26 protein-coding genes are annotated in these 24,242 nt (G+C 67.5%); 4 read left to right on the forward strand and 22 right to left on the reverse strand.

What is annotated here, in order from left to right; genetic code table 11:
- The 10 genes from GKE62_RS09225 to ppk2 all read right to left on the reverse strand — a co-directional run bounded on the left by GKE62_RS09225 (position 1) and on the right by ppk2 (position 8,215).
- Complete coding sequence (locus GKE62_RS09225; RefSeq protein WP_230206602.1) at positions 1 to 1,089, reverse strand: NAD(P)/FAD-dependent oxidoreductase; 1,089 nt, start codon at positions 1,087 to 1,089, stop codon at positions 1 to 3.
- Positions 1,086 to 1,781, reverse strand: a complete 696-nt coding sequence (locus GKE62_RS09230) for a methyltransferase domain-containing protein (RefSeq protein ID WP_154691988.1) — start codon at positions 1,779 to 1,781, stop codon at positions 1,086 to 1,088. Before GKE62_RS09230 ends, GKE62_RS09225 begins: the two co-directional genes overlap by 4 nt.
- The gene (locus GKE62_RS09235) at positions 1,778 to 2,809 is read right to left on the reverse strand and encodes a type III polyketide synthase (RefSeq protein WP_154691989.1); all 1,032 of its coding nucleotides are present in this window, start codon (positions 2,807 to 2,809) and stop codon (positions 1,778 to 1,780) included. The genes GKE62_RS09230 and GKE62_RS09235 overlap by 4 nt, the downstream gene beginning before the upstream one ends.
- Before the next feature lie 121 nt (positions 2,810 to 2,930).
- Positions 2,931 to 3,704, reverse strand: coding sequence for a sulfite exporter TauE/SafE family protein (locus GKE62_RS09240; RefSeq protein ID WP_154691990.1), 774 nt, complete (start codon positions 3,702 to 3,704; stop codon positions 2,931 to 2,933).
- Positions 3,705 to 3,836: 132 nt separating this feature from the next.
- The gene (locus tag GKE62_RS09245) at positions 3,837 to 4,229 is read right to left on the reverse strand and encodes a hypothetical protein (protein WP_154691991.1); all 393 of its coding nucleotides are present in this window, start codon (positions 4,227 to 4,229) and stop codon (positions 3,837 to 3,839) included.
- Between the two features lie 97 nt (positions 4,230 to 4,326).
- A complete protein-coding gene (gene ribA, locus GKE62_RS09250; RefSeq protein ID WP_370515987.1) occupies positions 4,327 to 5,442 on the reverse strand; it encodes a GTP cyclohydrolase II in 1,116 nt (371 codons plus the stop codon).
- Positions 5,391 to 6,173 (reverse strand): exodeoxyribonuclease III, encoded by a 783-nt coding sequence (gene xth / locus GKE62_RS09255; protein ID WP_154691992.1) that lies wholly within the window; start codon positions 6,171 to 6,173, stop codon positions 5,391 to 5,393. The genes ribA and xth overlap by 52 nt, the downstream gene beginning before the upstream one ends.
- Positions 6,174 to 6,431: 258 nt before the next feature.
- Positions 6,432 to 7,091 (reverse strand): outer membrane lipoprotein carrier protein LolA, encoded by a 660-nt coding sequence (locus GKE62_RS09260; protein WP_154691993.1) that lies wholly within the window; start codon positions 7,089 to 7,091, stop codon positions 6,432 to 6,434.
- A gap of 72 nt (positions 7,092 to 7,163) precedes the next feature.
- On the reverse strand, positions 7,164 to 7,331 hold the full coding sequence (gene rpmG, locus GKE62_RS09265) for a 50S ribosomal protein L33 (RefSeq protein ID WP_154691994.1): 168 nt from the start codon (positions 7,329 to 7,331) through the stop codon (positions 7,164 to 7,166).
- A gap of 86 nt (positions 7,332 to 7,417) precedes the next feature.
- A complete protein-coding gene (ppk2, locus tag GKE62_RS09270) occupies positions 7,418 to 8,215 on the reverse strand; it encodes a polyphosphate kinase 2 (protein WP_154691995.1) in 798 nt (265 codons plus the stop codon).
- Between the two features lie 111 nt (positions 8,216 to 8,326).
- Here ppk2 and phhA point away from each other — a divergent pair, with 111 nt between their 5' ends.
- Entirely contained in the window at positions 8,327 to 9,265 is a 939-nt protein-coding gene (gene phhA / locus GKE62_RS09275; protein ID WP_230206604.1) for a phenylalanine 4-monooxygenase, read from the forward strand.
- A 117-nt stretch (positions 9,266 to 9,382) separates the two neighbouring features.
- Here the strand turns inward: phhA and GKE62_RS09280 are convergent, their stop codons facing one another.
- The 6 genes from GKE62_RS09280 to GKE62_RS09305 form a co-directional block, all read right to left on the reverse strand.
- Positions 9,383 to 9,667 carry a hypothetical protein gene (locus tag GKE62_RS09280; RefSeq protein ID WP_230206605.1) on the reverse strand — a complete coding sequence of 95 codons (285 nt, stop codon included), beginning with the start codon at positions 9,665 to 9,667 and terminating at the stop codon, positions 9,383 to 9,385.
- 99 nt (positions 9,668 to 9,766) lie between these two features.
- Positions 9,767 to 10,036: a GlsB/YeaQ/YmgE family stress response membrane protein gene (locus GKE62_RS09285; RefSeq protein ID WP_154691997.1), complete on the reverse strand. Its 270-nt coding sequence runs from the start codon at positions 10,034 to 10,036 to the stop codon at positions 9,767 to 9,769.
- Between the two features lie 100 nt (positions 10,037 to 10,136).
- Positions 10,137 to 10,952 (reverse strand): undecaprenyl-diphosphate phosphatase, encoded by an 816-nt coding sequence (locus GKE62_RS09290; RefSeq protein WP_154691998.1) that lies wholly within the window; start codon positions 10,950 to 10,952, stop codon positions 10,137 to 10,139.
- A gap of 34 nt (positions 10,953 to 10,986) precedes the next feature.
- A complete protein-coding gene (locus GKE62_RS09295) occupies positions 10,987 to 11,607 on the reverse strand; it encodes a 2-hydroxychromene-2-carboxylate isomerase (RefSeq protein WP_154691999.1) in 621 nt (206 codons plus the stop codon).
- A gap of 54 nt (positions 11,608 to 11,661) precedes the next feature.
- Entirely contained in the window at positions 11,662 to 13,797 is a 2,136-nt protein-coding gene (locus GKE62_RS09300) for a M13 family metallopeptidase (RefSeq protein WP_154692000.1), read from the reverse strand.
- A 295-nt stretch (positions 13,798 to 14,092) separates the two neighbouring features.
- Positions 14,093 to 15,922, reverse strand: a complete 1,830-nt coding sequence (locus GKE62_RS09305) for an ABC transporter transmembrane domain-containing protein (protein WP_154692001.1) — start codon at positions 15,920 to 15,922, stop codon at positions 14,093 to 14,095.
- A 142-nt stretch (positions 15,923 to 16,064) separates the two neighbouring features.
- On the opposite strand from GKE62_RS09305, the gene GKE62_RS09310 reads away from it, so the two are divergent.
- A complete protein-coding gene (locus GKE62_RS09310; RefSeq protein ID WP_195908326.1) occupies positions 16,065 to 17,330 on the forward strand; it encodes a polyhydroxyalkanoate depolymerase in 1,266 nt (421 codons plus the stop codon).
- Here GKE62_RS09310 and GKE62_RS09315 read toward each other — a convergent pair.
- From GKE62_RS09315 to GKE62_RS18505, 6 genes are all read right to left on the reverse strand, one after another.
- Complete coding sequence (locus tag GKE62_RS09315) at positions 17,323 to 17,931, reverse strand: DUF4126 domain-containing protein (protein WP_154692003.1); 609 nt, start codon at positions 17,929 to 17,931, stop codon at positions 17,323 to 17,325. The two genes, GKE62_RS09310 and GKE62_RS09315, sit on opposite strands and share 8 nt — an antisense overlap.
- 40 nt (positions 17,932 to 17,971) lie before the next feature.
- Positions 17,972 to 18,541, reverse strand: coding sequence for a carboxymuconolactone decarboxylase family protein (locus GKE62_RS09320; protein ID WP_154692004.1), 570 nt, complete (start codon positions 18,539 to 18,541; stop codon positions 17,972 to 17,974).
- Complete coding sequence (locus GKE62_RS09325; RefSeq protein ID WP_154692005.1) at positions 18,538 to 19,716, reverse strand: acetyl-CoA C-acyltransferase; 1,179 nt, start codon at positions 19,714 to 19,716, stop codon at positions 18,538 to 18,540. Before GKE62_RS09325 ends, GKE62_RS09320 begins: the two co-directional genes overlap by 4 nt.
- 296 nt (positions 19,717 to 20,012) lie before the next feature.
- Positions 20,013 to 20,462: a MaoC family dehydratase gene (locus tag GKE62_RS09330; RefSeq protein WP_154692006.1), complete on the reverse strand. Its 450-nt coding sequence runs from the start codon at positions 20,460 to 20,462 to the stop codon at positions 20,013 to 20,015.
- Between the two features lie 55 nt (positions 20,463 to 20,517).
- A complete protein-coding gene (locus GKE62_RS09335) occupies positions 20,518 to 21,903 on the reverse strand; it encodes a putative O-glycosylation ligase, exosortase A system-associated (RefSeq protein WP_154692007.1) in 1,386 nt (461 codons plus the stop codon).
- Positions 21,900 to 22,049, reverse strand: a complete 150-nt coding sequence (locus GKE62_RS18505) for a hypothetical protein (RefSeq protein ID WP_195908327.1) — start codon at positions 22,047 to 22,049, stop codon at positions 21,900 to 21,902. The genes GKE62_RS09335 and GKE62_RS18505 overlap by 4 nt, the downstream gene beginning before the upstream one ends.
- 96 nt (positions 22,050 to 22,145) lie before the next feature.
- Between GKE62_RS18505 and GKE62_RS09340 the strand changes: the two genes are divergently transcribed.
- Positions 22,146 to 23,390, forward strand: coding sequence for a TIGR04063 family PEP-CTERM/XrtA system glycosyltransferase (locus GKE62_RS09340; protein ID WP_154692008.1), 1,245 nt, complete (start codon positions 22,146 to 22,148; stop codon positions 23,388 to 23,390).
- A gap of 54 nt (positions 23,391 to 23,444) precedes the next feature.
- A complete protein-coding gene (locus GKE62_RS09345) occupies positions 23,445 to 24,197 on the forward strand; it encodes a hypothetical protein (RefSeq protein WP_154692009.1) in 753 nt (250 codons plus the stop codon).
- Positions 24,198 to 24,242: the final 45 nt, after the last annotated feature.

Here is a 24,242-nt window from a genome sequence, read left to right on the forward strand (position 1 = left end):
CTAGCCTCCCACTCGCGTCATTCGGGCAGCAAGGTCGACCAGCGAGGGGACGAGACGGGCGACGGTGACCAAAGCTCCGGCGCTGGTCGGTCGTTCGCCGAGACCCGCGATCATCCGCGCAACCCCGATCGGCAGTTCAATCTGGTAGGCAAAGCGAGACTGCCAGTCCGCCGCGGCCCCAGCTCCGCCGCGCCGCCAGGCCTCGGTCGCGCTGACGCCACTGGCCAGCGCGATGCCCATGCCCTCGCCCGCGAGGCTGGGGATCACCCCCGCCTGATCGCCGAGCCGGAACAGACCCGCGCGGCCCTCACGCAGCCGCCAGCCGTAAGGGACGTTCGCGATGGCATCGATCGGCTCGCTTCCATCGCGCCAGGCCAGCCGCTCGCCCAGCGCGGGGCATTCCTCGCCCAGCGCGGCGAGCAGCCGTTCCGGATCGCCGGCCTCGTTCAGCCGCGAGCGGTGGACCGCCATGCACACGTTGGCGCTGCCGTCTTCCTGCAGCGCGATCCCGCAATAGCCGCGATCGAACAGGTGCAGCTCGATCGCGTCGCCGATCAGCCGCGCCAGCCCCGGCGCGGCGGCGATCCGCACGCGCAGGCCCAGCGTGGGATCGCTGCCGCGCGCCTCGGCCGGGCGGGCAAGGCCGCGGACGTCGTGCTTGCCGCTGGCGAGGAACAACGCATCGGGGCGCAATTCGCTGCCGTCATCGAGCCGGACCGCGTCCTCGATCGCGCGCACCGCAACGCCGCGTTCAATCCGCGCGCCCGCTGCCCCCGCGGCCGCGAGCAGGACCGTGTCGAGCTTGCGGCGCGAGACCGAGCGAGCGGGGCGCGGCAATCGGGCTTCGGTTTGGCGTGACCCGGCAAACAGCCGCACCCGCGTCGTCGCGATGGGGTTTAGCGTATCCGCCTCGACCCCGAGCCCCGCCAGCGTCTCGAGCGTGCGCCAACTGAGGAACCCGCCGCACAGCGCATCGGCGGTTTCGCGGCTACGCTCGATCAGCAGCGGTCGCTCGCCCGCGCGGGCCAAGCCGATCGCCGCCGCCGCGCCGGCCGGACCCCCGCCGACGATCAGCAACGGCGGGTTCACGCCTTGAGCTTCTCGACGCACAGCCGGAACGGAAACGCGCGGAAGACCCGCGCGGTCACACCGGCCTCGGCCAGGATCGGCCCCCATTCGCCGGGGCGATAGCTGCGCGCGATCGACAGGGTGCCGTCGTGGCGGACGATCCGGTGCCAGCCGAACAGCGTCGCCAGCAGCGGGAACCCGCTGTGGGCGAAGCGGTGGCGGTGGAGATCGTTGATCAGCCAGCCGCTGCGCGCATGGCGGTCCATGAAGCGCAGGAAATCGACGAGCTGGTCGTGGGTCATGTGGTGCGCGACGAGGCTGGAGATCACGACATCCCATGGCTCGCTCGCCAGATCGGCGTAGTCTCCGGTCACCCAGCGGATCGTCATGTCCGGGGGCGTATGGGCGCGCGCCGCCAGTTCGCTGCGCGGGTTGAGATCGACCCCGACGAGTTCGACCGCGTGGCCCTTGCGCCCTGCCCAGCGCGCGATCCGGCGGAGCATGTCGCCATCGCCGAACCCGACATCGAGCACGCGCAGCGGTCCGCCGCGATGCCGCGCAAACACGCGCGCAAGGAACGCCAAAGTCGGCCGTGCCGCCATCGTCACCACGTTGACCTTGGCCAGATCCCCCACCACCGCCGCATACGTGGCGGCGTCGAGATCGTCGGCGTCCATCAGCTCTTCGGCGATGGCGCGCTCCGTGAGATTCACGGCGCCGACCGGAAGCGGATGCCCTCCGCGGCGAGGCCCGGGCCGAACGCCAGCGCAACGCCCGATCCGATCCGGGATCCCCGCAGCAGCCGCTCGAGCGCGAACATCAGCGTCGCCGACGACATGTTGCCGACATCCTCCAGGACCCCGCGCGATACCGCCAGCGCCTCGCGCGGCAGATGCAGCGCGCGTTCCACCGCGTCGAGGATCGAGCGACCCCCGGCGTGGACCGCCCAGCCATCGACTTGCGCCGGATCGCGCCCGCCGGTCGCCGCCAGCGCGAATTCGGGATCGGCGAGTCCCGCCGCAATCCGCGCCGGAACTTCTCCCGACAGGTGCATGGCGAAACCGCGGTCGGTGATGTCCCAGCGGATCAGCTCGGCGCTGTCCGGCAAAGTCGTGGCGAAGGGCGCTTCGAGCGCGAAGCCCGAGGGTTCTGCGGTGACCAGCGCCGCCGCCGCGCCGTCGCCGAACTGGAGCATCGCCAGCAGCGGCTCGAGTTCGGTCGCTTCCTGCAAGTGCAGCGTCGAAAGCTCGACGGTGACCACCAGCACCCGCGCCGCGGGATCGGAGCGGACGATGTGGCGCGCGCTGCGCAGCGCGGCGACCGCCGCGTAGCAGCCCATGAACCCGACCAGCAGCCGCTCTACGCTCGGCGCCAGCCCCAGCCGCCGCGCGACGATCTGGTCGATTCCCGGCGCGACGAACCCGGTGCAACTTGCCACCACCAGGTGGGTGATCGTGCCCAGGTCGGTTCGCGCAGCCAGCGCCGCGATCGCCTCAAGCGCGAGTTCCGGCGCGGCTTGCGCGTAAAGCTGCATCCGCGCGCCGGTGCCGGGCAGCGGGGTGGCGGCGTAGAAACCGCTGGCGTCGACCGGACTGCCGCCATCGTGACCCACCGGCAGGATCGACCAGCGATGTCCGATTCCCGATCGCGCCGCCATCCGGTCGAACAGCGGCCGCCGCCGATCGCTCAACTGCGCCCGGGCCCAGTCGATGAAAGCGTTATGGATGTCATGACCCGGCACCGCCGTGCCGACCGCATTGAGATAGCAGGGGGAAGAATCGGAAACGGCAATGGCCTAGAAAACGAGGGAACCTGCTATTTGTGCTCCCGCGACGTGCGGTTCAAGCCCCCGCGCCCGCCGGTCATCCCCAGGCGCGGTAGACGCCATAGGCGCTGGTCAGGGTCAGCACGATACCGACCAGGATCAGCATCGCCTTGGCCGGAATCCGCTTGGCCGCGAAGGCGCCGAACGGGGCTGCGGCGATGCCGCCGATCAGCAGGCCCAACGTCGCTCCGGCGAGGTCGGCGAAGCCCAGGTTCCAGATGAAGGTGGCCGAGACCGCCACCGTCAGGAAGAACTCGGCGGCGCTGACCGTGCCGACGACCTTGCGTGGGTCGGCGCCCTGGAACAACAGGTTCGAGGTCACCACCGGTCCCCAGCCCCCCCCGCCCGCGGCATCGAGGAAGCCGCCGACCAGGCCCAGCGGCGCGACGAACCTGGCCTCCTTGATCTTGGGCGGATACAGGATCCCGCGCACCAGAAGATAGAGCCCGATTCCCGTGAGATAGAGCAGCACGAACGGCTTCACGAAATCCGCGTTCTGCTTGAACAGCAGGGATAGCAGATAAGCGCCGGCGCACCCGCCGATCACGCCCGGAATGGCGAGCCGGACGAACAGTTTGCCATCGATGTTGCGGTGGAGCAGGTGGCTGATCCCCGAGACGCCGGTGGTGAAGCATTCGACCACGTGGACCCGCTGCGACGCGAGCGCCGGGGGCACGCCCATCACGCCGACCAGAAGGGTGTTCGAAATCACCCCGAACGCCATCCCCAAGGCGCCGTCGACCAATTGCGCCGCGAAGCCGACCGCGATGAACGGGAGCAGCGCCGAGAGGTCGAACGCCCCGAAATCCATCACATGCGCTCCCCGTCAGGTCTACTGGAGCGGTAGAGATGAGTGGGGGGCGAGGCGAGCAAGAATCTCGGACCCGCGACGAAGCGAAACTTTCGCGAGCCAGAGCCTATGCTGGAGCCGCAGCCAAAGCCGTCAGCGCACCAGCACCGCGGCGCGCTGCCAGGCAAAGCTCGTCGACAGCGCGCAGCGCGCGGTGGCCACCGAGACCAGCACGTCGCCGCCCTCGCGATGCCAGCGGAACGGCAGGTAATACCGCGCGAAGCCGCCGTTCGAGGCGGCGCGGATCGTCCAGTCGAGCGGCTTCATGTCCCCGTTGGCCAAGACCATCCGCCCCGCCGCGCCCGAACCAAGGCCCGACGCGGCGATGCGGTAGAACTGGCCGTTGCCGATCACGCGCAGCACGCAGTCCCCGTCTTTCGCCCGCGCGACCTCGGACCAGCCGGAATCGACGGGTTCGGCTGCCGAAGCAGTTGCGCCAGCGAGTGACGAGGCAAGGATCGAAGCGATGGCGAAGAGTTTGAACATGGCTCGGTTCTCCACGACTGGCCAGCGGGCGGCCATGCTATCCGATCCTCGATCGGCCCGCCGCCCCTCGTGCGCCGGCGCTCCAAATCGGGACGGATCAGCCCAGGAGATGCCCCGAACGATCGCGCTTGGTCGCGAGGTAGCGGCGGTTGTGCGGGTTGGCGGGGAGCGCGTGGGGCACCCGCTCCACCACCGTCACGCCCGCCCCCTCGAGCGCCGCGACCTTGGCGGGGTTGTTGGTGAGCAACCGGATCGGTCCCGCGCCGAGCAGCTCGAGCATCCGCGCGGCGACGGGGAAATCGCGCGCCTCGGTGGGCAGGCCAAGCCGCTCGTTGGCGTCGACGGTGTCGAAGCCCTGGTCCTGAAGTTGATAGGCGCGCAACTTGTTGATCAGGCCAATGCCCCGGCCTTCCTGGCGCAAATAAAGCAGCACGCCCCAGCCGGAGTCCTGGCGGGCTTCCTCGGCCATCGCGTGCAGCGCGGCGTCGAGCTGCGGCCCGCAATCGCACTTCAGGCTGCCGAGGACGTCGCCGGTCAGGCATTCGGAATGGAGCCGAACCAACGGGACGCGTTCGGACGACTGCCGGCCGATCACCAGCGCTACGTGCTCGCGCAGATCGTCGCGGGCGCGGAACGCAACGATCTCGGCCTCCTCCAGCGCTTCGACCGGGAGCCGGGCCCGCGACTGTATGGTCAGCGCGGCGGGGGCCTTCCACGCGGTGAGATCGGCGGCGGACACCTCCTGCGCCTCGTCCGCTTCGGACACGACCAGGAATGCGGGCAGAATTCCCGCCAGCCGGGCCAGCTCCATCGCCGCCGCGGCCGCCTCGCGCGCGGCGATCGGCTCGGCGAGGAACGGTCCCTTGAGCGGATAGCGCAAATCGAGCGCGGGATCGGCAATGGCCCGGGCGAGGTCGAGCGTGAAAGGTTCGGGACCGCGGATCAACACCGGCGCGTGGGGTGCGGCGGCGGCGCGCTGGTTGGCCAGCTTGAGCGTGACCGCGCGCGCGTCCGAGATCAGCAGCCGCGAAGCATCCAGCCCCGGCTCGGCGAAGGCAGTCTCGGCGGGCAACAGATCGAGCGCGCCATCGCCGCCCATCGTCCGGATCGCCCAGCCGTGACGCAGCGCATCGAGCGCCCGCGCGACACGACGCGTCGCACTCACAGATCGAACTCGGTGATCAGCGGCACGTGGTCCGAGGGCTGGTCCCAATTCCGGGTTTCCTCGACCACGCGATGCGCGGTCATCTGGCGCGCCAGTTCAGGCGAGGCCCACGCGTGGTCGAGCCGCCGGCCCTGGTCCTTTTGCCGCCACCACGAGCGATAGCTCCACCACGAGTAGCTGCGTCCGGGCGCGGGGATGTGCTCGCGCCCCAGATCGACCCAGCCGTGGGCATCGCGAAACCGGGCGAGCGTTTCGACTTCCTGCGGGGTGTGGCTGACCACCTTGAGCAGCGCCTTGTGATCGTAAACGTCGCAATCGAGCGGGGCGATGTTGAAATCGCCGACGATCAGCGTCGGGCGATCGAGCTTGTCCGCCCAGCGGGTCATCCGTTCGAGGAAATCGAGCTTCTGGCCGAATTTCGCGTTGACCTCGCGATCGGGAATGTCGCCGCCCGCGGGGATATAAACGTTCTCGAGGATCAGCTTGCCCGCAACCTCGACCCCGATATGGCGGGCCTCGCCGTTGTCCTGCCAGTCGTGACGGCCCAGTTCCTTCAGCGGCAGGCGGCTGACCGTGGCGACGCCGTGGTAGCCCTTCTGTCCGTGGACCGCGCTGTGGCCATAGCCCAGCGCTGCAAAGGCTTCATAGGGGAACTGCTCCGCGCGGCACTTGATCTCCTGCAGGCACAACACATCGGGCGCCTGCTCGGTGAGAAACCGCGCGACCTGATCGATCCGCAGACGGACCGAGTTGATGTTCCAGGTGGCGACGGAGATCATGGCTCAGCGGTTAGCGTGTCGCCGCGACAAAAGAAAACCCCCACTCCGGGGGCATTGGAGCGGGGGTTCCTTTGCGTTCGTCACGCTTTTGACCCGGACGACTGTTTGAGAGGTCTGGGCAACAGGGGGGAAACCCGCCTCGACCGTCCGTGTCCTGGACTATCTAGGGACTGGGCGCTTGCTGCGCAATGAACGGGCTCGTTAGGATTGTCGCAGTTTGTCGCAAGTTCCGCACGTTCGCGGACGAGCCGTTGCCCCTCAGCGACCGGGCGCGTTGCGCCGGGGATCGGTGTAGGAGAAAGCATTATCCGCGATGGCCACGCCGTATCGCTGATTGGCGAGTCGGATCGTGGTGCGCTTGTTCTGCGAATCGAGCGCGACCCAGCTGGTCAGCTCCATTCCGCCCGGCGCGCCGGGATCCTTGACGAAGATCATCGTGATCACACCGTATTCGGGATGCTTGGCGTCGCGCACCTCGATGCTGGTCACCGCGGGATTGCCCGTCGCGATCAGGCGGCCATAGCGCGAGACGTCGCGCTTGGGATCGAGCAATGCGCCGAGCGGGCTGTTGCCGATCGGCCAGCGCTGGACCTGGCGGACTTCGTAATCGACCATGGTTAGCGCCTTGCCGTCCGAAACTATCAGCAGCGGCACGCCTTTCTGGTACTGGAAGCGAATCTTGCCGGGACGCTTGAGCGTCATCTGGCCCGCCAGCCGCTGGCCGTTGCGGTCGGTCTGGGTAAAGTCCGCGGTCATCGTCGAGATGCCGCGCAGCGCGGCGACCGCCTGGTCGAGCTGGGAGCCGGAGCTTTGCGCCGCGAGCGGAGGGGCGAGCGCCGCGCCGGTGGCCGAAACGGCCAGCGCGGCCACGGCCAGCGACCGCAGCGGCTTGTCGAATAGGGTTTTACGTATGGTCATGGCCGGGGTCCTAGCAGGTCCGGCATTGAACTCGAACTGAACCGGCGGGTTCCCCGCGCCGGTCGCGCGCGATCACTTGATCTTGGCTTCCTTGAACTCGACATGCTTGCGCACGACGGGGTCGTACTTGCGGAAGGTCATCTTCTCGGTGGTGTTGCGCGGGTTCTTCTTGGTGACATAGAAGAAGCCGGTGTCCGCGGTGGAGACCAGGCGGATCTTGACGGTTGCTGACTTGGCCATCGGAAGTCCTGACGCTTAGAAATGAAACGGGCGGCACGCGCGCGCCGCCGACAGGCCGCGGCCCTTGCCCCGCGAGGCCATCGAAGTCAACCCGAGTCGTTGTCTTTGGGCGGAGCAAACGCCGGTATCGGGCGGAGCCTGCCATAGCGTTCGACCTGCGGTTCGTGGCCCAGTGGCGTGAGCTCGAGCGGCGGGTCTTCCACCGCGGTATCGGGCAGGCGGTCGATCAGGTCGCGGATCAGCGTCAGCCGCCCGCGGCGCTGGTCGTTAAAATCGACCAGCGTCCACGGCGCGAACTTGGTGTGGGTGGCTTTCAGCATCGCCTCGCGCGCTTCGGTATAGGCCTCGTACTTGTCGCGCGCGGCCAGGTCGATCGGCGACAGCTTCCAGCGCTTCAGCGGATCCTCGAGGCGATCCCTCAGGCGCTTTTCCTGGAGTTCCTGATCGGTGGTCAGCCAGTACTTGAACAGCAGGATGCCGTCGTCGACCAGGCCCTTCTCGAACGCGGGAGCCTGGGAGAGGAAGGCCTGGACCTGGTCCGGCTTGGCGAAGCCCATGACGTGCTCGACCCCGGCGCGGTTGTACCAGCTGCGGTCGAACAGGACGATCTCACCCTTGCTGGGGAGGTGCTCGGCGTAGCGCTGGAAATACCATTGCCCGGCCTCGTGCTCGGTCGGCTTGGGCAGGGCGACGATGTGGCACTGGCGCGGGTTGAGCTGCGACGAGACCGCGCCGATCGCCCCGCCCTTGCCCGCGGTGTCGCGGCCCTCGAACAGCACCACGATCCGCGCCCCCGTCGCCGCCGCCCACCGCGCCACGCCGACGAGTTCGCGCTGCATCGGTTCGAGCAGCTTGGCGTACTTGTGCTTCTTGAGCTTCTTCATCGCCGCCCCTTCCGAGTCGCAACACGCCATGCTGGGCCAGCCACGCAGGTTTCGCAATTCTCGCCGGTTTGCCGGGCGGCACGGCACCTGCTAGAAGTTGCAACCGAAACCATGGCCACGATCGATCTTCCCGAAGCCGACTTTGCGGCGCTGCCAGCCATGGACGGCGGCGTCTTCACCGCGCCGCTGCAGCGCCCCGCTCATCTCGGCGAGGACTGGCTCGAGCCGGCCCAGCGCGACTACGCCAGCGACGAGCACGCGATCTGGGACGAGCTCTACGCGCGGCAGATGGACGTGCTCCCCGGCCGCGCAGCCGGTGCGTTCCTAGCGGGCACGCAGAAGCTGGCGCTGGGACGCGGCGGCGTGCCCGAATTTGCCCGGCTCAGCCGCGAACTCGGCGCGCTGACCGGCTGGAGCGTCGTGCCGGTGCCGATGCTGATCCCGGACCACGTGTTCTTCTGGCACCTTGCCAACCGGCGCTTTCCCGCGGGCAACTTCATCCGCAGCCGCGAGACCTTCGACTACATCGAGGAACCCGACGTGTTCCACGACGTGTTCGGTCACGTGCCGATGCTCGCCGATCCGGTCTATGCCGATTACATGCAGGCCTATGGCCGCGCCGGGTGGAAGGCGATGCGCTATAACCGGCTGAAGGCGCTGGGCTCGCTCTACTGGTACACGGTGGAGTTCGGGCTGATCATGGAGGGCGACGGCCTGCGCGCCTATGGCGCGGGGATTCTGTCCGGCCCGACCGAGGCGGTGTTCGCGCTCGAGGCGCAATCGCCCAACCGGATTTTCCTCAATGTCGACCGGGTGATGCGCACCGGCTACGTGATTGACGATCTTCAGCCGACCTACTTCGTGATCGAGAGCCTGAACGACCTTTACCACCAGACCGTCGATCGCGATTTCGACCGGCTGTACCGCTCGCTCAATCCCGGCTTCACCTATGCCAACACCGCGGTGATCGACATCGACGACGTGCTGCACCGGGGCACCCAGGAGTATTTTCTGCGCGGCGGAAGGGCGTCGGGGGCGACGCCGGTTTAGACAACCGTTTCCCAGTTCCGCTCATGTCGAGCGGCTCACACGCATGTGGGCCCCGGAAAACGAAAACGGCGCCGGATCGCTCCGGCGCCGCTCGTGACGGTAGTCGAAAGCTGCGGGTCAGCCCGGCGCGCCGCCGTCCTTCTTGTCGGCAGCGTCTTCCATGGCGTCGGCCTTCTTCTCGCCCGCATCGCGGACGGCGTCGGCCTTCTCTTCCATCTTGTTCTCGGCCGGAGTGTCCACGCCGTCGGTCTTGGTGTCCATCGCGTCGGCCTGGTTTTCCATCGCATCGGCGGTGGCGTCCGCGGCGTCGCGGGTGGCTTCGGCAGCGGCTTCGGTCGCATTCTCGGACTTGCTGTCGCACGCGGCGACGCTCAGCCCGAGGGCGGCGATCGAGGCGAGCATGGCGCTCTTGGCAATAATCTTCATCGTGTCTTCCCCTTCAAGAAAAGGGGACGGTGGAGATTAACCCACCGTCCCGTTGGTGTTGCAGCAATCCGGTGTTTAACGCACCGAACCGCGGCGGACGAGATTGACGATCGCAAGCAGCACGACCGCGCCGAGGAACGAAACCAGCAGCGACGAAACACTGAAGTCGCCGTTCCAGATGTTGCCGCCACCGATGAGCGGGTTGAGCAGGAGACCGGCCAGAACCGCGCCGACAATGCCGACGATCACGTTCAGCAAAATGCCCTGCTGGCCATCGGTGCGCATCACGATGCTGGCGAGCCAGCCGAGAATTCCCCCGACGATGATGAGGATGATGATGCCCATGGTGTGCTTCCCTTCGATTGGTGTGTCGGGGCAGAAACCGGGGCCGGGTCATTTGGTTCCTTAATTGCGGTGAACCGTTGCTGCACGAAGCAGCGGCAAGTCAACCGTTTCGCAGCAGCAACCACGCAACTGCGGCGGTCCCCGCGAGGATTCGATACCACGCGAACGGCGCAAAACCGGCGCGGCTGACGTAGGCGACGAACACCTTGATCACCGCCAGCGCCACCACGAACGCGACGATAAAGCCGACCGCGATCTGCATCCAGCCGACCCCGGCACCCGTGGCCAGGGCATCGCGATGATCGAGCAGTTCGAGCGTCGAGGCGCCAAGCATCGTCGGCACCGCAAGGAAGAAGCTGAACTCCGCCGCGGTGCGCCGCTCGATTCCCATCGCCAGCGCGCCCATGATCGTGGCTCCCGAGCGGCTGACCCCGGGAATCATCGCCACGCACTGCGCCAGCCCCACCCCCAACGCCTGCTTGAGCGGCAGTTGGCCGATCCCGGTTGCCGGCCCAGGCTTGGCGATCCGTTCGATCGCCAGGATCGCGATTCCGCCCGCGATCAGCGCCCAGGCGACGATCGCCGGCGAGCCGAGCATCACGTCGATCTGGTCCTTGAACGCCAGCCCGAGCACGGCCGAGGGCAGGAACGCCGCCAGCAGGTTGCGCAGGAAGCGCAGCGAAATCGGCTCCAGCCGCAGGATGCCCCAGCCCACCGCCCAGAACGTGCGCCAGTATTGCACCACCACCGCCAGGATCGCGCCGAGCTGGATCACGACGTTGAAGGTCGCCCAGGTTTCGGCATCGAAACCGAGCAGTTCGGTGGCGAGGATCAGGTGGCCGGTCGAGGAGACCGGAATGAACTCGGTGACGCCCTCGACGATGCCGAGGAGGATGGCGGTTACGATGGAATCCATGGGCCGCGCTGGTGGCCCGCGGCGAGTCGCGCCGTCAAGCTGCTTGCGGTGAACGCTTGCGGATAAGCGCGGCTTCCACCAGCGGCAGGCGATCGTTGCCGAAATACATGTCGTCGCCGTTGACGAACATGCTCGGGCTGCCGAACCCGCCGCGCGCGATCAGCTCGTCGGTGTTGGTGCGCAGTTGCGCCTTGATCGGATCGCTGCGGGCCTCGGCGAAAACAGCCTCGGGCTCCTCCCCCTGCGCCGCGATCAGCGGGGCGAGCACCGCGGGATCGGCAAGATCGCGCTCGTGCGCCCACAGCGCGTCGAACGCCGCGAAGGCGAACGGCTCAAGCTTGCCCCGCGCCTGCATCGCCAGCGCCACGCGCATCGCCAGCACCGCGTTGACGGGGTGGCCGCAGGCGGGCGGGAAATGGATTTCGAGACCCGCCAGACGCGCCCAGTCCTGCAAGTCCTTGTCCATGTAGCGGGCCTTGGCGGGGACCGGGTTGGCGCGGGTTTCGTAAATCGCCTGATTGACCGCGTTGAACACTCCGCCGACCAGGATCGGGCGCCAGACGATCTCGGCACCATGCCGCTTCGCCATCGGAACCAGGTTGTGCACCGCCAGCCAGGTCCACGGACTGGTGAGGTCGAAAAACAGCTCGATCATCGGCGCAGCAAAGGCCTGCGGACGGCGCCTGTCAACGCCGCCCGCTGCATGACCTCACCAGATGTGCACGCGGTCCTTGGGCGCCAGGTACAGCTTGTCGCCGGGCTTGATGGCGAACGCCTTGTACCATGGGTCGAAGTTGCGCAGCACTTCGTTGATCCGCGCCTTGTCGGGCGAGTGCGGGTCGGTCTGCATGATCTGGCGCTGGAATTCCGGCCGAAACAGCGTGCGCTGGTGCTGGGCATAGGAGATGAAGAACCGTTGGTCGCCGGTCAGCCCGTCGATCACCGGCGCCTTCTTGCCCTTGAGCGAGAGGTGATAGGCCTTGTAGGCCATCGAAATCCCGCCGAGATCGCCGATGTTCTCGCCCAGCGTCAGCCGCCCGTTGATGCAGGTCTTGCCCTCGTCGAGCGGGCAGAAGGCATCGTACTGCTGGATCAGGCGCTCGGTCAGCCCGTCGAAGGTCTTGCGGTCCTGCTCGGTCCACCAGTTGGACAGCGCGCCGGTGGGACCGAAGCGCGAACCCTGGTCGTCGAAGCCGTGGCCGATCTCGTGGCCGATGGTCGCACCGATTGCGCCATAGTTGATCGCCGGATCGGCGGTCGGGCTGAACATCGGCGCCTGGAGATAGGCCGCGGGGAAGACGATCTCGTTGGCGCTGGGGTTGTAGTAGGCGTTGACCGTCTGCGGGCTCATGAACCATTCGCTGCGGTCGACCGGGCCATGGAGCCGGGCGAGATCGTACTTCCACGCCCAATCGGCGGTCGCGACCCGATTGGCGAGCGGCTGGCCGGGCTGGATCGTCAGACCATCATAAGTCTTGAACTTGTCCGGGTAGCCGATCTTGACCGAGATCGCGTCGAGCTTGGCCTTGGCGGTCGCCCTCGTCGCCGGGGTCATCCACGGCAGTTCTGCCAGATTCGCCGCCTGCGCCGCGCGCAAGTTGGCGACCAGCTCGATCATCGCCGCCTTGCTCGAAGCGGGGAAGTGGCGGTCGACATAGATTTTGCCGATCCCCTCGCCCAGCTGGTTCTGCACCGCGGCGACCGCACGCTCCCAGCGCTGGCGCTGGACTTTGCGGCCCTGGAGGTACTGGCCGTAGAAGGCGAAGTTGGCGGCATCGATATCGCTGGGCAGGATATCGGCGTTGCTGGCGATGAACCGGCTTGCCATCCACGCCTTGAGCACCGGCAGCGGGGTCGCGCTCACCAGCTTGAGCATCGCCGGGAAGCCGCCGCCCAGCTTCGCACGCTGTTCGGGGGTCAGTCCGGCCGCGGTCGCCTGCTCGTCGGTCGGCAGGATATTGGCGACGTTGAACTTGTCGGTCGGCGCCAGCCCGTTCTGCGCCATGAACCGCGCGATCGGGAAGTTGCCCGACAGCGCGATCAGCTCCGCCCCGGTCATCGGGTGATCGGTCAGCAGCGGGTTGCGGCGCAGCGCGCGGTCCCACGAAATCTCGGCGATCTGGCGCTCGAAGCCATAGACCGCCTCGGCGGTCGCCTTGGGATTGGCGTCGCCCGCCTTGCCCAGGAAGAACGCCAGCAAGTCCTTGTACTTGGAACGCATTTCCAGGTTGCGCGGGTTGTCGATCAGGTAGTTGTCGCGATCGGGCAGGCCAAGTCCGCCCATGCCGACACCGACCTCGTACTTGTCGGGATCGGCGTTGCTCGCGCCGATGCCGAAGCCCAGCGGCGCGGGATAGCCCGGCTTGCCCATCAGATCGAACAGCGCGTCTGCGGTCGGCGCGGCGGCGATGGCATCCAGGTACGGCTTGGCCGGGGCGAGGCCCGCGGCGTCGATCGCGGCAGTATCGAGATAAGCGGTATAGCTGTCGCCGATCCGCCGCTCGAGCGTGCCCGGCGCGGGGTTCGTGGTCGCCAGCTCCTCGACGATCTTGCGCACGTCGCGGTCCGAACCGAGGCGCAGATCGGTGACCACGCCGTAATAGGGAAACTGAGGCGGAATCGAGGTCGCGGCGGCCCACTTGCCGTTGACGTAAGCGTCGAAATCGTTGCCCGGGCGAACCGAGGTATCGAGTTCCGCCTTGTCGAACCCGATCTTGGTGTAGACCATCGGGGTGGGATCGACATACGCGGCGACCGTGGCGGCGGGCGTTGCGGTCTGCGCGCTGGCGGACGTGTAGGCGAGCAGCGATGCGGTCGCGGCGAGTGCGAAACCAAGACGATTCATGCGGTCAGTCCCCGACGAATGCGGTTGAAAATGAAACCAATTCCAAGGCGCATGGGGCTGAAGCGGGTCTGAATGCAAGGTGGTTGGCAGATGATTGTGTGCGGTTGGTCGATTGAAAGCCGAGCCCTTCGCCTCTCCCCTGGCGGGAGAGGATAGCGACGCTTGCTCCGCAGGAGCTAGCACAGCTTGGTGACGGGGCGAGGCGGGCGTGCCGTCAGTCCCCCTCGCCAACTTCGCCCAGCGAGCAAGCCGCAGGTCTCCGTATCCTCTCCCGCCAGGGGGAGAGGCGAAGGAACTACGCCGCCAACCCGTCGAACTGGAGCCGCGCCAGCCGCGCGTACAACCCGTCGGCTTTGGTCAGCGAGGCATGGGTGCCCTGTTCGACGATCCGCCCCTCGTCCATCACCACGATTCGGTCGGCCTGGCGGATGGTGGCGAGGCGGTGGGCGATGACCAGCGTGGTGCGGGCTTTCATCAGCTTTTCGAGCGCATCCTGGACCAGCCGTTCGCTTTCGGCGTCGAGCGCGCTGGTGGCTTCATCCAGCAACAGGATCGGCGCGTCGCGCAGCACCGCGCGGGCGATCGCGACGCGCTGGCGCTGCCCGCCCGAAAGCCGCGCGCCCGAATCGCCGAGGAACGTATCGAGCCCCTCGGGCAGACCGCGCAGGAATTCCTCGGCGTTGGCGGTGCGCGCCGCATCCCAGATCGCGTCGTCGCTCGCGTCCCAGTTGCCATAGCGCAAGTTGTCGCGCGCACTGGCCGCGAACAGCACCGCGTCCTGCGGCACCAACGCCATCCGTGCCCGGATCTCGGCGGGATCGGCCGAGGGCAGCGGCACCCCGTCGATCTTCACCGTCCCGGCCTGGGGATCGTAGAACCGCTGGGCGAGGAGGAACAGGGTCGACTTGCCCGCCCCCGACGGCCCGACCAGCGCGACTGTCTCGCCCGGCTCGACCGCCAGGGTGAAATCGCGCAGCGCGGGGGCGTCGGGCCGGGTCGGATAGCGGAAACTGACCTTTTCGAACGCCAGCTGGCCCCGTGGCGGCTTTGGCAACGCAACCGGGCGCAGCGGCGCGGCGATGTCCGGCTCCTCGTCGAGCAGTTCGGCCAGGCGGCTGGCCGCACCCGCGCCGCGCAGCAGGTCGCCATAGACTTCGGAGAGCGAGGCGAAGGCGCCCGCGACCAGTCCGCCGGTGAGCACGAACGCGGCGATCGTTCCGCCCGAGATGGTCCCGGTGGCGACGCCGACCGCGCCCTGCCACATCAGCACGGTGATCGATCCGAAGATCAGGAAGATGACGATCGCGGTCATCGCCGCGCGGATCATGATCCGCCGCCGGGCGACTTCGAAGGTGCGCTCGACGGCGCCGGCGAAGCGCTCCTGCTCGCGCTTTTCCTGGTTGAACGACTGGACGATCTTCATCGCCGCGAGCACTTCGCTGACCATCGAGCCGACATCGGCGACGCGATCCTGGCTGGTCCGCGAAACGGTGCGCAGGCGGCGCCCGAAGTAGATGATCGGAGTGATGACCAGCGGGATCGCCAGGACCAGCCCGGCGGTGAGCTTGGGCGCGAGCGCGAACAGGAAGATCGTGCCCCCGATCCCGGTGATCAGATTGCGCAAGGCGACCGAAACCGTGGTCCCGACGACCTGCTCGATCAGCCCGGTGTCCGCGGTCATCCGGCTGCTGATCTCGCGCGGGCTGTTCTCCTCGAAGAAGCTGGGCGGCATGCGCAGCAGGTTGGTCTGAACCATCAGGCGGATGTCGGCGACCACGCGCTCGCCCAGCCACGAGACGAAGAAGAACCGCAGCGCGGTGGCCAGGCCCAGCACCGCGACGATCATCAGCAGATAGCGGAACGAGTTGCCGATCTCGTCGAGGCTGGCCCCGGGGCCGAACGCCTTGTCGATGATCACCTTGAACCGCGCCGGGATCGCCAGCGTCGCCGCCGAAGTGGTCATCAGCGCGAACAGTGCGACAAGGAGATGCCTGGGATACCTGAGCGCCTGGCGCCAGATCATCAGCAGCGGACGCAGCGTGCGGGCGGGCTTCGCGGGGGGTACCGGGTCCGCGGCGGCAATCGGGGTCGGGGCCGCCACGGCGGGCGCTTCGCTCTCGTCCATCGCCCAGCGCCTAGCCGATCGCCGCGCGGCTTTGAAGCGCAACCATGGACAAAAGGTCCGCATCTGCAACTTTCGTCTCATGCCGCATTGCAACATGAGCCCAGACGGCGCACATTGCGGCCAGAAACACAGGGGTTACCAAGTGCTATACAAAGCTTACGAACTCCAACGCTCCCTCCTCAACGCGGCCAGCGCCTGGGCGTCGATCGGCGCGGACCTGCTTACAGACCGGCGGTTTCCCGCAGGTTTCATGGGCTGGGGCGAAATACCCGCCAATCTCCTGGAGGTGTTCGCCCATGCTACCCAGCCGCGCGGCAAGCCGACTTTCGGGCTGCGCACGATAACCGTCGATGGGACCGCCTACCCGGTGACCGAGGCAACCGAGATCCACAACACCTTCGGTGATCTCAAGCGGTTCAGCCATACCGGACTGCCCGCCGACGCCCCGCGGCTACTGATCGTGGCGCCGATGAGCGGGCATTACGCCACGCTTTTGCGCGGCACGGTCGAACGCATGCTCGAACGCTGCGTGGTCTACATCACCGACTGGGCCGACGCGAAGCTGATCCCGCTCGACGCAGGGCGGTTCGATCTCGACGACTACATCGATTACCTGATCGGCTATCTCGAACACATCGGCCCGCAGGCCAACGGCCAGGGCGCGCACATGATGGCGGTGTGCCAGCCGTCGGTCCCCGCGCTCGCCGCGACCGCGATCATGAACGAGATGGGGCATCCCTGCCGACCCGCCAGCCTTACGATGATGGGCGGTCCGATCGACACCCGCGAAAGCCCGACCGAAGTCAACGATCACGCTATGAACAAGCCGCACGTATGGTTTCGCCATAACGCGATCACCACCGTTCCCTCGACCTATCCGGGCCAAGGGCGGCGCGTCTATCCCGGGTTCGTCCAGCTCGCCAGCTTCATGAGCATGAACCTGGAAAGCCATATGATGAGCCACTGGGGCCTGTTCCGCCATCTGATGGCCGGCGCGGACGAGAGCGCCGACGCGACCAAGGCGTTCTATGACGAATACCGTTCGGTCTGCGACATGACCGCGGAGTTCTATCTCCAGACGGTCGACGTGGTGTTTCAGCGCCATGCCCTGCCGCGCGGCGAATTCGCCCACCGCGGCAAGCGGGTCGATCTCGGCGACATACGCGACACCGCGCTGCTGTGCATCGAGGGCGAGCGCGACGACATCTCGGGAATCGGCCAGACGAAGGCCGCGTTGAAGCTGACGCCGAACCTGCCCGAGGGAATGAAGCGCTATTTCCTCGCCCCCGAGGCCGGTCACTATGGCATCTTCAACGGCTCGAAATGGCGCGAGACGATCGCCCCGGTGGTGGACGAATGGATCGCCAAGTTCGAGCGGCCCAAGGCCAAGTTGAAAGCGGTCAGCTAGAAGGCGGCGGCCGCGCCTCGCGCGTGCCGAACAACCGCTTCCAGATGCGCCGCGCAACGATCAGCAGGCTCACCGCCAGCGCCAGCAGGACGGCCGCGATGCCGGTCGCGACCGCGGGGTGGGTGTAGGCCAGCGCAAGCAGTCCGGCACTCGCGACATCCTCCGCACTCGACACGAGGATGTTGCTGAAGGGTTCGGGGCTGGCATTCACCACCGCGCGCGCGCCAGCCTTGCCGCCATGCGCGAGCAGCGCGCCACCGCCGCCGAGCAGGAAGGCGATTACCTGCATCGCTGGATCCTGCGGATTGACGATCGCCAGCGCCAGCAGCGCGCCGCCGAGCGGGCGGATCACGGTGTGGACGCTGTCCCACAGCGAATCGAGCCAGGCGACCTTGTCGGCGAAGAACTCGGCTACCGCGGCGACCCCCGCCACGCCCATGACCCACGGGTTGGCCAGCACTGCCAGGCTGGCGAGGTGCGTGGGCAGCGGGACATAGCCGGTGCGCATCGCGATTCCCGTCGCCAGGACGCACAAGTAGAGCCGCCACCCCGCGAGCAGGCTGACGCTGGCGGCGACACCGAGGATTTCGACGATGCTCATCCGCGTGAGGCTGCGCGCTTAGCCGTCCGCTGGCAAGCGTTCAGCGGCGGTCGAGATCTGGATCGAGCGTCTGGCCGGGATCGAGCTGGACCCCGAAGCTGTTGAGCATCATCGAGACCTGGCTGTACTGGCCCACGGTCATCACCAGATCCATGCGCGCCTTCTCGCCGAGCGGCGCGAGCGCCGCCCAGGTTGCGTCGCTCACATGGAAATCGCGGGTCAGCTCGTCGCAGGCGGTCAGGATCGCGCGGTCGATCGCGCTCCACGAAGGTTCGTCCGGTCCCTGCTTGATGGCGAGGATCTCAGCCTCGTTCAGCCCCGCGTCCAACCCGATCGGCACGTGCTGGGTCCACTCGTAGCCCGCCCCGCAGGCGAAGCCCGTGCGCAGGATGGCGAGTTCGCGCTCGCGTGGCGGCAACGCGTTGCGGCGCGACAGGATGTAGCTCCCCCAGCCGAGGAACGCGGTCAACGCCTTGGGCGCGTGGGCGAGCGTGCGAAAGATGTTGAGCACGCCCAGCCTGCCATCGCGCACCGGGGCGAGCGCGGCCTGCTGATCGGCATCGAGCCGGTCGAGATCGAGCGGGGCGATCCGGGGCGCCGAGAGCCTCACAAGACCTCGAACAGGCCCGCCGCGCCCATACCCCCGCCGACGCACATCGTGACCACGACGTATTTCGCGCCGCGGCGCTTGCCCTCGATCAGGGCGTGGATCGTGCAGCGCGCGCCGGTCATGCCATAGGGATGGCCGATGCTGATCGAGCCGCCGTTGACGTTGAGCAGTTCGTCGGGGATGCCAAGCACGTCGCGGCAGTACAGAACCTGCACCGCGAACGCCTCGTTCAGCTCCCACAAGCCGATGTCCGAAACCTTGAGCCCGAATCGCGTGAGCAGCTTGGGCACCGCCACGACGGGGCCGATGCCCATCTCGTCGGGTTCGGTCCCGCCCACCGCCATGCCGACATAGCGGCCCAGCGGGGTCAGGCCCTTTTGCGCGGCGATCGCCGCTTCCATCACCACCACCGCGGCCGAACCGTCGGATAGCTGGCTGGCGTTGCCCGCAGTGATCGTCCCGTCGGGAAGCACGGTCTTGAGGCTTTGCAGACCTTCGAGCGTGGTGTCAGCGCGATTGCCCTCGTCCTTGGCGATCGTCACCTCTTTCGTGGAGGTTTCGCCCGTCGCCTTGTCAGTCACCGCCATCGTCACCGTCGCGGGGACGATCTCGGCGTCGAACTTGCCCGCGGCCTGCGCGGCGGCGGTGCGCTTCTGCGAGGACAGCGCGTATTCGTCCATCGCATCGCGCGAGATGTTGTAGCGGCTGGCAACGACCTCGGCGGTCTGGAGCATCGGCATGTAGATATTGGGGTGCATCGCCATCAGCTCGCGGTCGGGGGCGACGCGCATGTCCTTGGTCTGGACCAGGCTGATCGATTCCTGCCCGCCCGCGGCGACCACGTCCATCCGGTCGACGATGATCTGCTTGGCCGCGGTGGCGATGCTCATCAGCCCCGACGAGCATTGCCGGTCCATCGTCATCCCCGAGACCGAAACCGGCAGCCCGGCGCGCAGGGCGACCTGGCGGGCGAGATTGCCCGCCTGCGTGCCCTGCTGGAGCGCCGAGCCCCACAGCACGTCGTCGACTTCGGCCCCTTCGATCCCGGCGCGCTCGATTGCGGCCTTGAGGCTGAAGGAACCCAGGGTCGCGCCCGAAGTGGCGTTGAACGCGCCGCGATAGGCCTTGCCGATGGCGGTGCGGGCGGCGGAAACGATGACTGCGTCACGGGACACTGGGCTGTTCCTTTATGCTGAGGCCGGCGCGACCTTCGAAAGGCTGAGGCCGAACCGGGTTCGATTCGCATGATGGGAGCGTGGACCACTTGGACCACAGTCCAGGAATTAAAAAAGTCACCCTGTCCGTTGCCGAAGAAGCTGGGTTCCTGGACGAGGGCGCAGCGAAAGACATGCCGCGTACATGACACAATCCGCTTCGAGTAGGAAAGCGCCGCGAGCGTAGCGGCGTCCCGCGACGGATCGCTCCGGCGGGACAGGCCGGTTGCAGCGACCGGCACGTCACGCCGCCGTTTTCACACGAAAAACTGCATGATCCATTCGGCGATCAGCGCAGGCTTGTCCTCGCCCTCGATCTCGATGGTGATCTCGTTGGTCTGCTGCCACTGGCCAGGGCGCTTCTCGACCAGTTCGGTCAGCTTGGTGTGGCTGCGGACGCGTTTGCCGGCCCGGACCGGTGCGATGAAGCGGACCTTGTTGCCGCCGTAATTGACCCCCATTTTGACGTTGTCGACCCGTGCGCCCTTGGTCTGCGCACCCAGCACGGGGATCAGCGAAAGGGTAAGGAAGCCGTGGGCGATGGTCCCGCCAAAGGGGGTCTGCTTGGCCTTTTCCTCGTCGATATGGATGAACTGGAAATCGCCGGTGGCCTCGGCAAACTTGTTGATCCGATCCTGGCTGACTTCGAACCACTCCGAAACGCCGATGACCTCTCCGGTCTTCGCGCTGAGTTCCTGTGGAGTCATTGGGCGTCCTCTCCGCTGGCCTTATTCGGCCCGCGTCATGAACGCATCGCTGGCGTCATGCAACGCCCGCGGCACCGGTTGGCGGTGCCGTAGCGTCACGCCTGCCGGGCCGCACCGAAACCACGGCGGCGCGCGCCGAATCACGCCGCCGTGTCCAGCTCCACAGTCCGCATTGCAGCGCCACGATCATGTAGCAGAACGGCTGGAAGGCGATCCCGACGAACCCCGAACCAACCAGGTAGACGATCTGCGAGCGCTGCAACGCCGAGGCCAGCGGCGCGATCCACGCCGCGTCGGGGTCCGGGTCGCGGCGATGGCGGCGATAGATCCGCTCCATTTGCCACACCCCCAGGATGTGGAGCAGCAGCCACAGCGTGAGCCCCGGATAGCCTTGCTCGCCCAGCATCTCGAAGTAGGCCGAATGATAGGCGCGCGCCTTGTCCTGGACGGTGGTGGTCTGAAACGCGGTGGTGTTGCCGCTGGTCTTGGTATCGACCAGTTCGACCGAAAGCTTGTTCTGGCGATACGCTTCGAACCCGCCACCGAACGGATGGTCGTTGGCGAACCCGATCGTCCATTGCCACACCGCGAGCCGGGTCGAGGCCGACTGATCGGCCTGGTGATCGCCGATCGTCTCCATCCGCTGGGTGAAGCTGGGTGGAAGGAACGGCACCGCCAGCAGCCCCGCCGCTACGATCAGCACGACATAGCGGACCCGCCGCTTGACGTCGCGCAGGCTCATCGCGATCAGGAGCGCCAGGCAGACGAGGCCGGTGCGCGCCTCGGTCCCCACGGGCATCAGCGCGCAGGCGAAGCACAACGCCCAAGCGAACAGTTTGACCCGCCAATCGGGCCGGAAGATTGTGCCGTACCCGGCCAGCCAGAGCGCCAGGGGGATGATCGCGATCGCCACGGTCGAGAGGATCGATCCTTCGTATAGCCCGACGTTGTCGTTCACCAGGAGATGGAGGGAGCCGTAGCCGCCGCCCGAGATCAACGTCTTGATACCGGCGGGGATGATGATCGCGCCCGCGGTGAGCGTCATCACCAGCGCGGTCGCTTCGATCCGCAGGCGGGTGCGCAAAGTCAGCGGCAGGAATATCGCGAAGACCAGCGCCTTCCACACCCAGTCCCACTTGGCGAGCGCGTCCGCGGGGAAATCGGCCGCGATCGTCGTCGCCCCGCAATACGCCAGCAGCATCGCGATCAGGATCTGGCGGAAGGTCAGGCGGCCGCCGTTCTTGGCGTCGGCATAGGCCCAGCCGAGAAACGCAAGGCCGAACGCAATCAGCGAGATCGGCAGCTTCTGGAGCAGGAACCACGAGATTTTCTGCGGCGCGAGCACGTCGATATAGACGTAGGCGAGCACCCAGACGAACGGCTTGCGCAACCCCGCGACGAACAGCGCGAAAACGAACGCGGTCAGAAACAGATCGCTCATCGCTTGGTTCGCGGGGAGCGGTGCGCCTTGGCCCGGGGCGGCAGGCTTTCGTCAGGATCGGAATCGAGGTCGGGCCGCGCGAGCAGCCGCCAGACCGCGATGGCGAGCAGCAAGTGGATGAGGCCCAAGGCGAAATTGTCGATCACGCGCTCGTGCCCTGCTCGGGGAAGTTGGTCCCGTTTTGGACATATTGGGCGCAACCGGTTGACGCCCCGTTAAGCCTTCGCTGCGAAGTGCTCTCCATGCCGCGGATCCTTCACGTTCTCGACCACAGCCTGCCGTTGCACAGCGGTTATACCTTCCGCACCCGCGCGATCATGAAAGCGCAGGAAGCCGACGGCCACGAGGTGCGCGCGATCACCGGCTTACGCCAGGGATCGCACACGGCGGCGGACGGCGCACCCGAAGAGCACGCCGGGCTGATCTTCCATCGCACCCGCGGCGCGCCGAGCGGGCGCGCCGGCTGGCGCGAGTGGCGCGAAATCGCGGCGCTGGCGAAGGCGATCGACGACGTTTGCGAGCAATGGCGGCCCGATGTGTTTCACGCCCACTCGCCCGCCTTGTGCGGGCTTGCCGCGGCGCGCGTCGCCAAGGCGCGCGGCATCCCGCTCGTCTACGAGATTCGCGCGTTCTGGGAGGACGCCGCGAGCGGCAATGGCACCGGCGCCGATGGCACGGTGAAATACTGGCTGACCCGCCGTCTCGAGAACCGCGCGATCGCCAGGGCGAGCGCGGTGGTGACGATCTGCCGCGGCCTGCGCGACGATCTGATCGCCCGCGGGGTCGCGCCCGCCAAAATCTCGACCGTGGCCAACGGGGTCGATCTCGCGTTGTTCGGCGAGCCTCTCCAGCGCGACCTGGCGCTGGCCCGCGAACTCGGCTTCGACGCTTCCCACGAGGGCGGACCGGTGATCGGCTTCGTCGGAAGCTTCTATCCCTACGAGGGGGTCGACGACCTGATCGCGGCGATGCCGGCGCTTCTGGTGGCGCATCCCGCGGCCAAGCTGCTGCTCGTCGGAGGAGGCCCGTCCGAGGCAGCGCTGCGCGCGCAAGCCGCAGCGAGCAGCGCGGCCGGCGCGATCCGGTTCGTCGGACGCGTTCCGCATGAAGCTGTCCAACGCTACTATTCGCTGATCGATGTGGTCGCCTATCCGCGCAAGGCGATGCGGCTGACCGAACTGGTAACGCCACTGAAACCGCTCGAAGCCATGGCCCAGGGCAAGATCGTCGCCGCCAGCGACGTCGGAGGTCACCGCGAACTGATCGCCGACGGGCTGACCGGCACGCTGTTCGTCCCCGACGATCCGGTCGATCTCGCACGCGCCCTGGCGATTCTGCTGTGGCGGCAAAGCGAGTGGCCGCACCAGCGGATCGCCTCGCGCCGGGCGGTCGAGCGCGACCACGACTGGGCGCGTAACGTGCTGCATTATCGGGACGTTTACCAGCGCGTGCTAGACCCGTTGGGCACGCAAACCGAGCCCGCCTGACGGGGTCGGGCGCCGCGCGAACCGGGATCGCTGCCGCAAAAGAGACCGTCGCTGATGAACCGTTCCGACGCCCAGCCGCGCGATGCCGCGCCCAGCAAGTCGATCCTCGCCCACCCTTGGTTCGCCAGGATGATAGGGCTGTGGTTTGCGGCGCTGTTCGGCTTGAGCAGCCTCGCGCTGGCGCCCGAGGTGCTCGAACGGATCGTAACCACGCTCGGCATCGATACGATCCTGCCCGCCGCCGCGCCGCCGCTGGGCCAGACCGCACGGTTGCTGCTGGCGATGGGCATGGCCGGGGTGGGCGAGATCGTCGGCCTGCTGGTCGGCGCGCTCCTGGCCAGGCGACATCCGGCCCGACCCCGCCAACGGCACGAGCTGACGCCGGCCGCTGCGCAAGTCGATGCGATCGAGGCTGCTCCGCAGCCGGACGGCGAGTGGCTTGTCGAAGCTGAAAAGCCACACGAGAGCGCACCCGAGCCCGACGCCGCGCCCCTGTTGATCCCTGTCGAAACGGTGGCGGAGCAACCGCTTGCGCCGAGCGAACCGCGGCAACCGGTGATCCCGGCGGCGGTCGCGTCGGGCGTCGCGTCTGCCCCGGCGCGCATCGCGGCCGCCAACCTCGACGAACTGGGCGTCGTCCAGCTCAGCGAACGGCTCGCGCTCGCCCTCCAGGCGCGCCGCGAGCGCTGGGCGGACGCACCGGCGGTGGCCGCGCCGCATGCGGCAGGCAACCCCGATCCCGGCGAAAGCGACCGCGCGCTGCGCGCCGCTCTGGCCTCGCTCCAGCGCATTTCCGGGGCGCACTGAGCCCGCCCCGAGGCCTCCGCCCCCATCGCCGGGCTTGGCGGTTGC

Origin of the sequence: Novosphingobium sp. Gsoil 351, assembly GCF_009707465.1 — a bacterium.
Taxonomy (GTDB): domain Bacteria; phylum Pseudomonadota; class Alphaproteobacteria; order Sphingomonadales; family Sphingomonadaceae; genus Novosphingobium.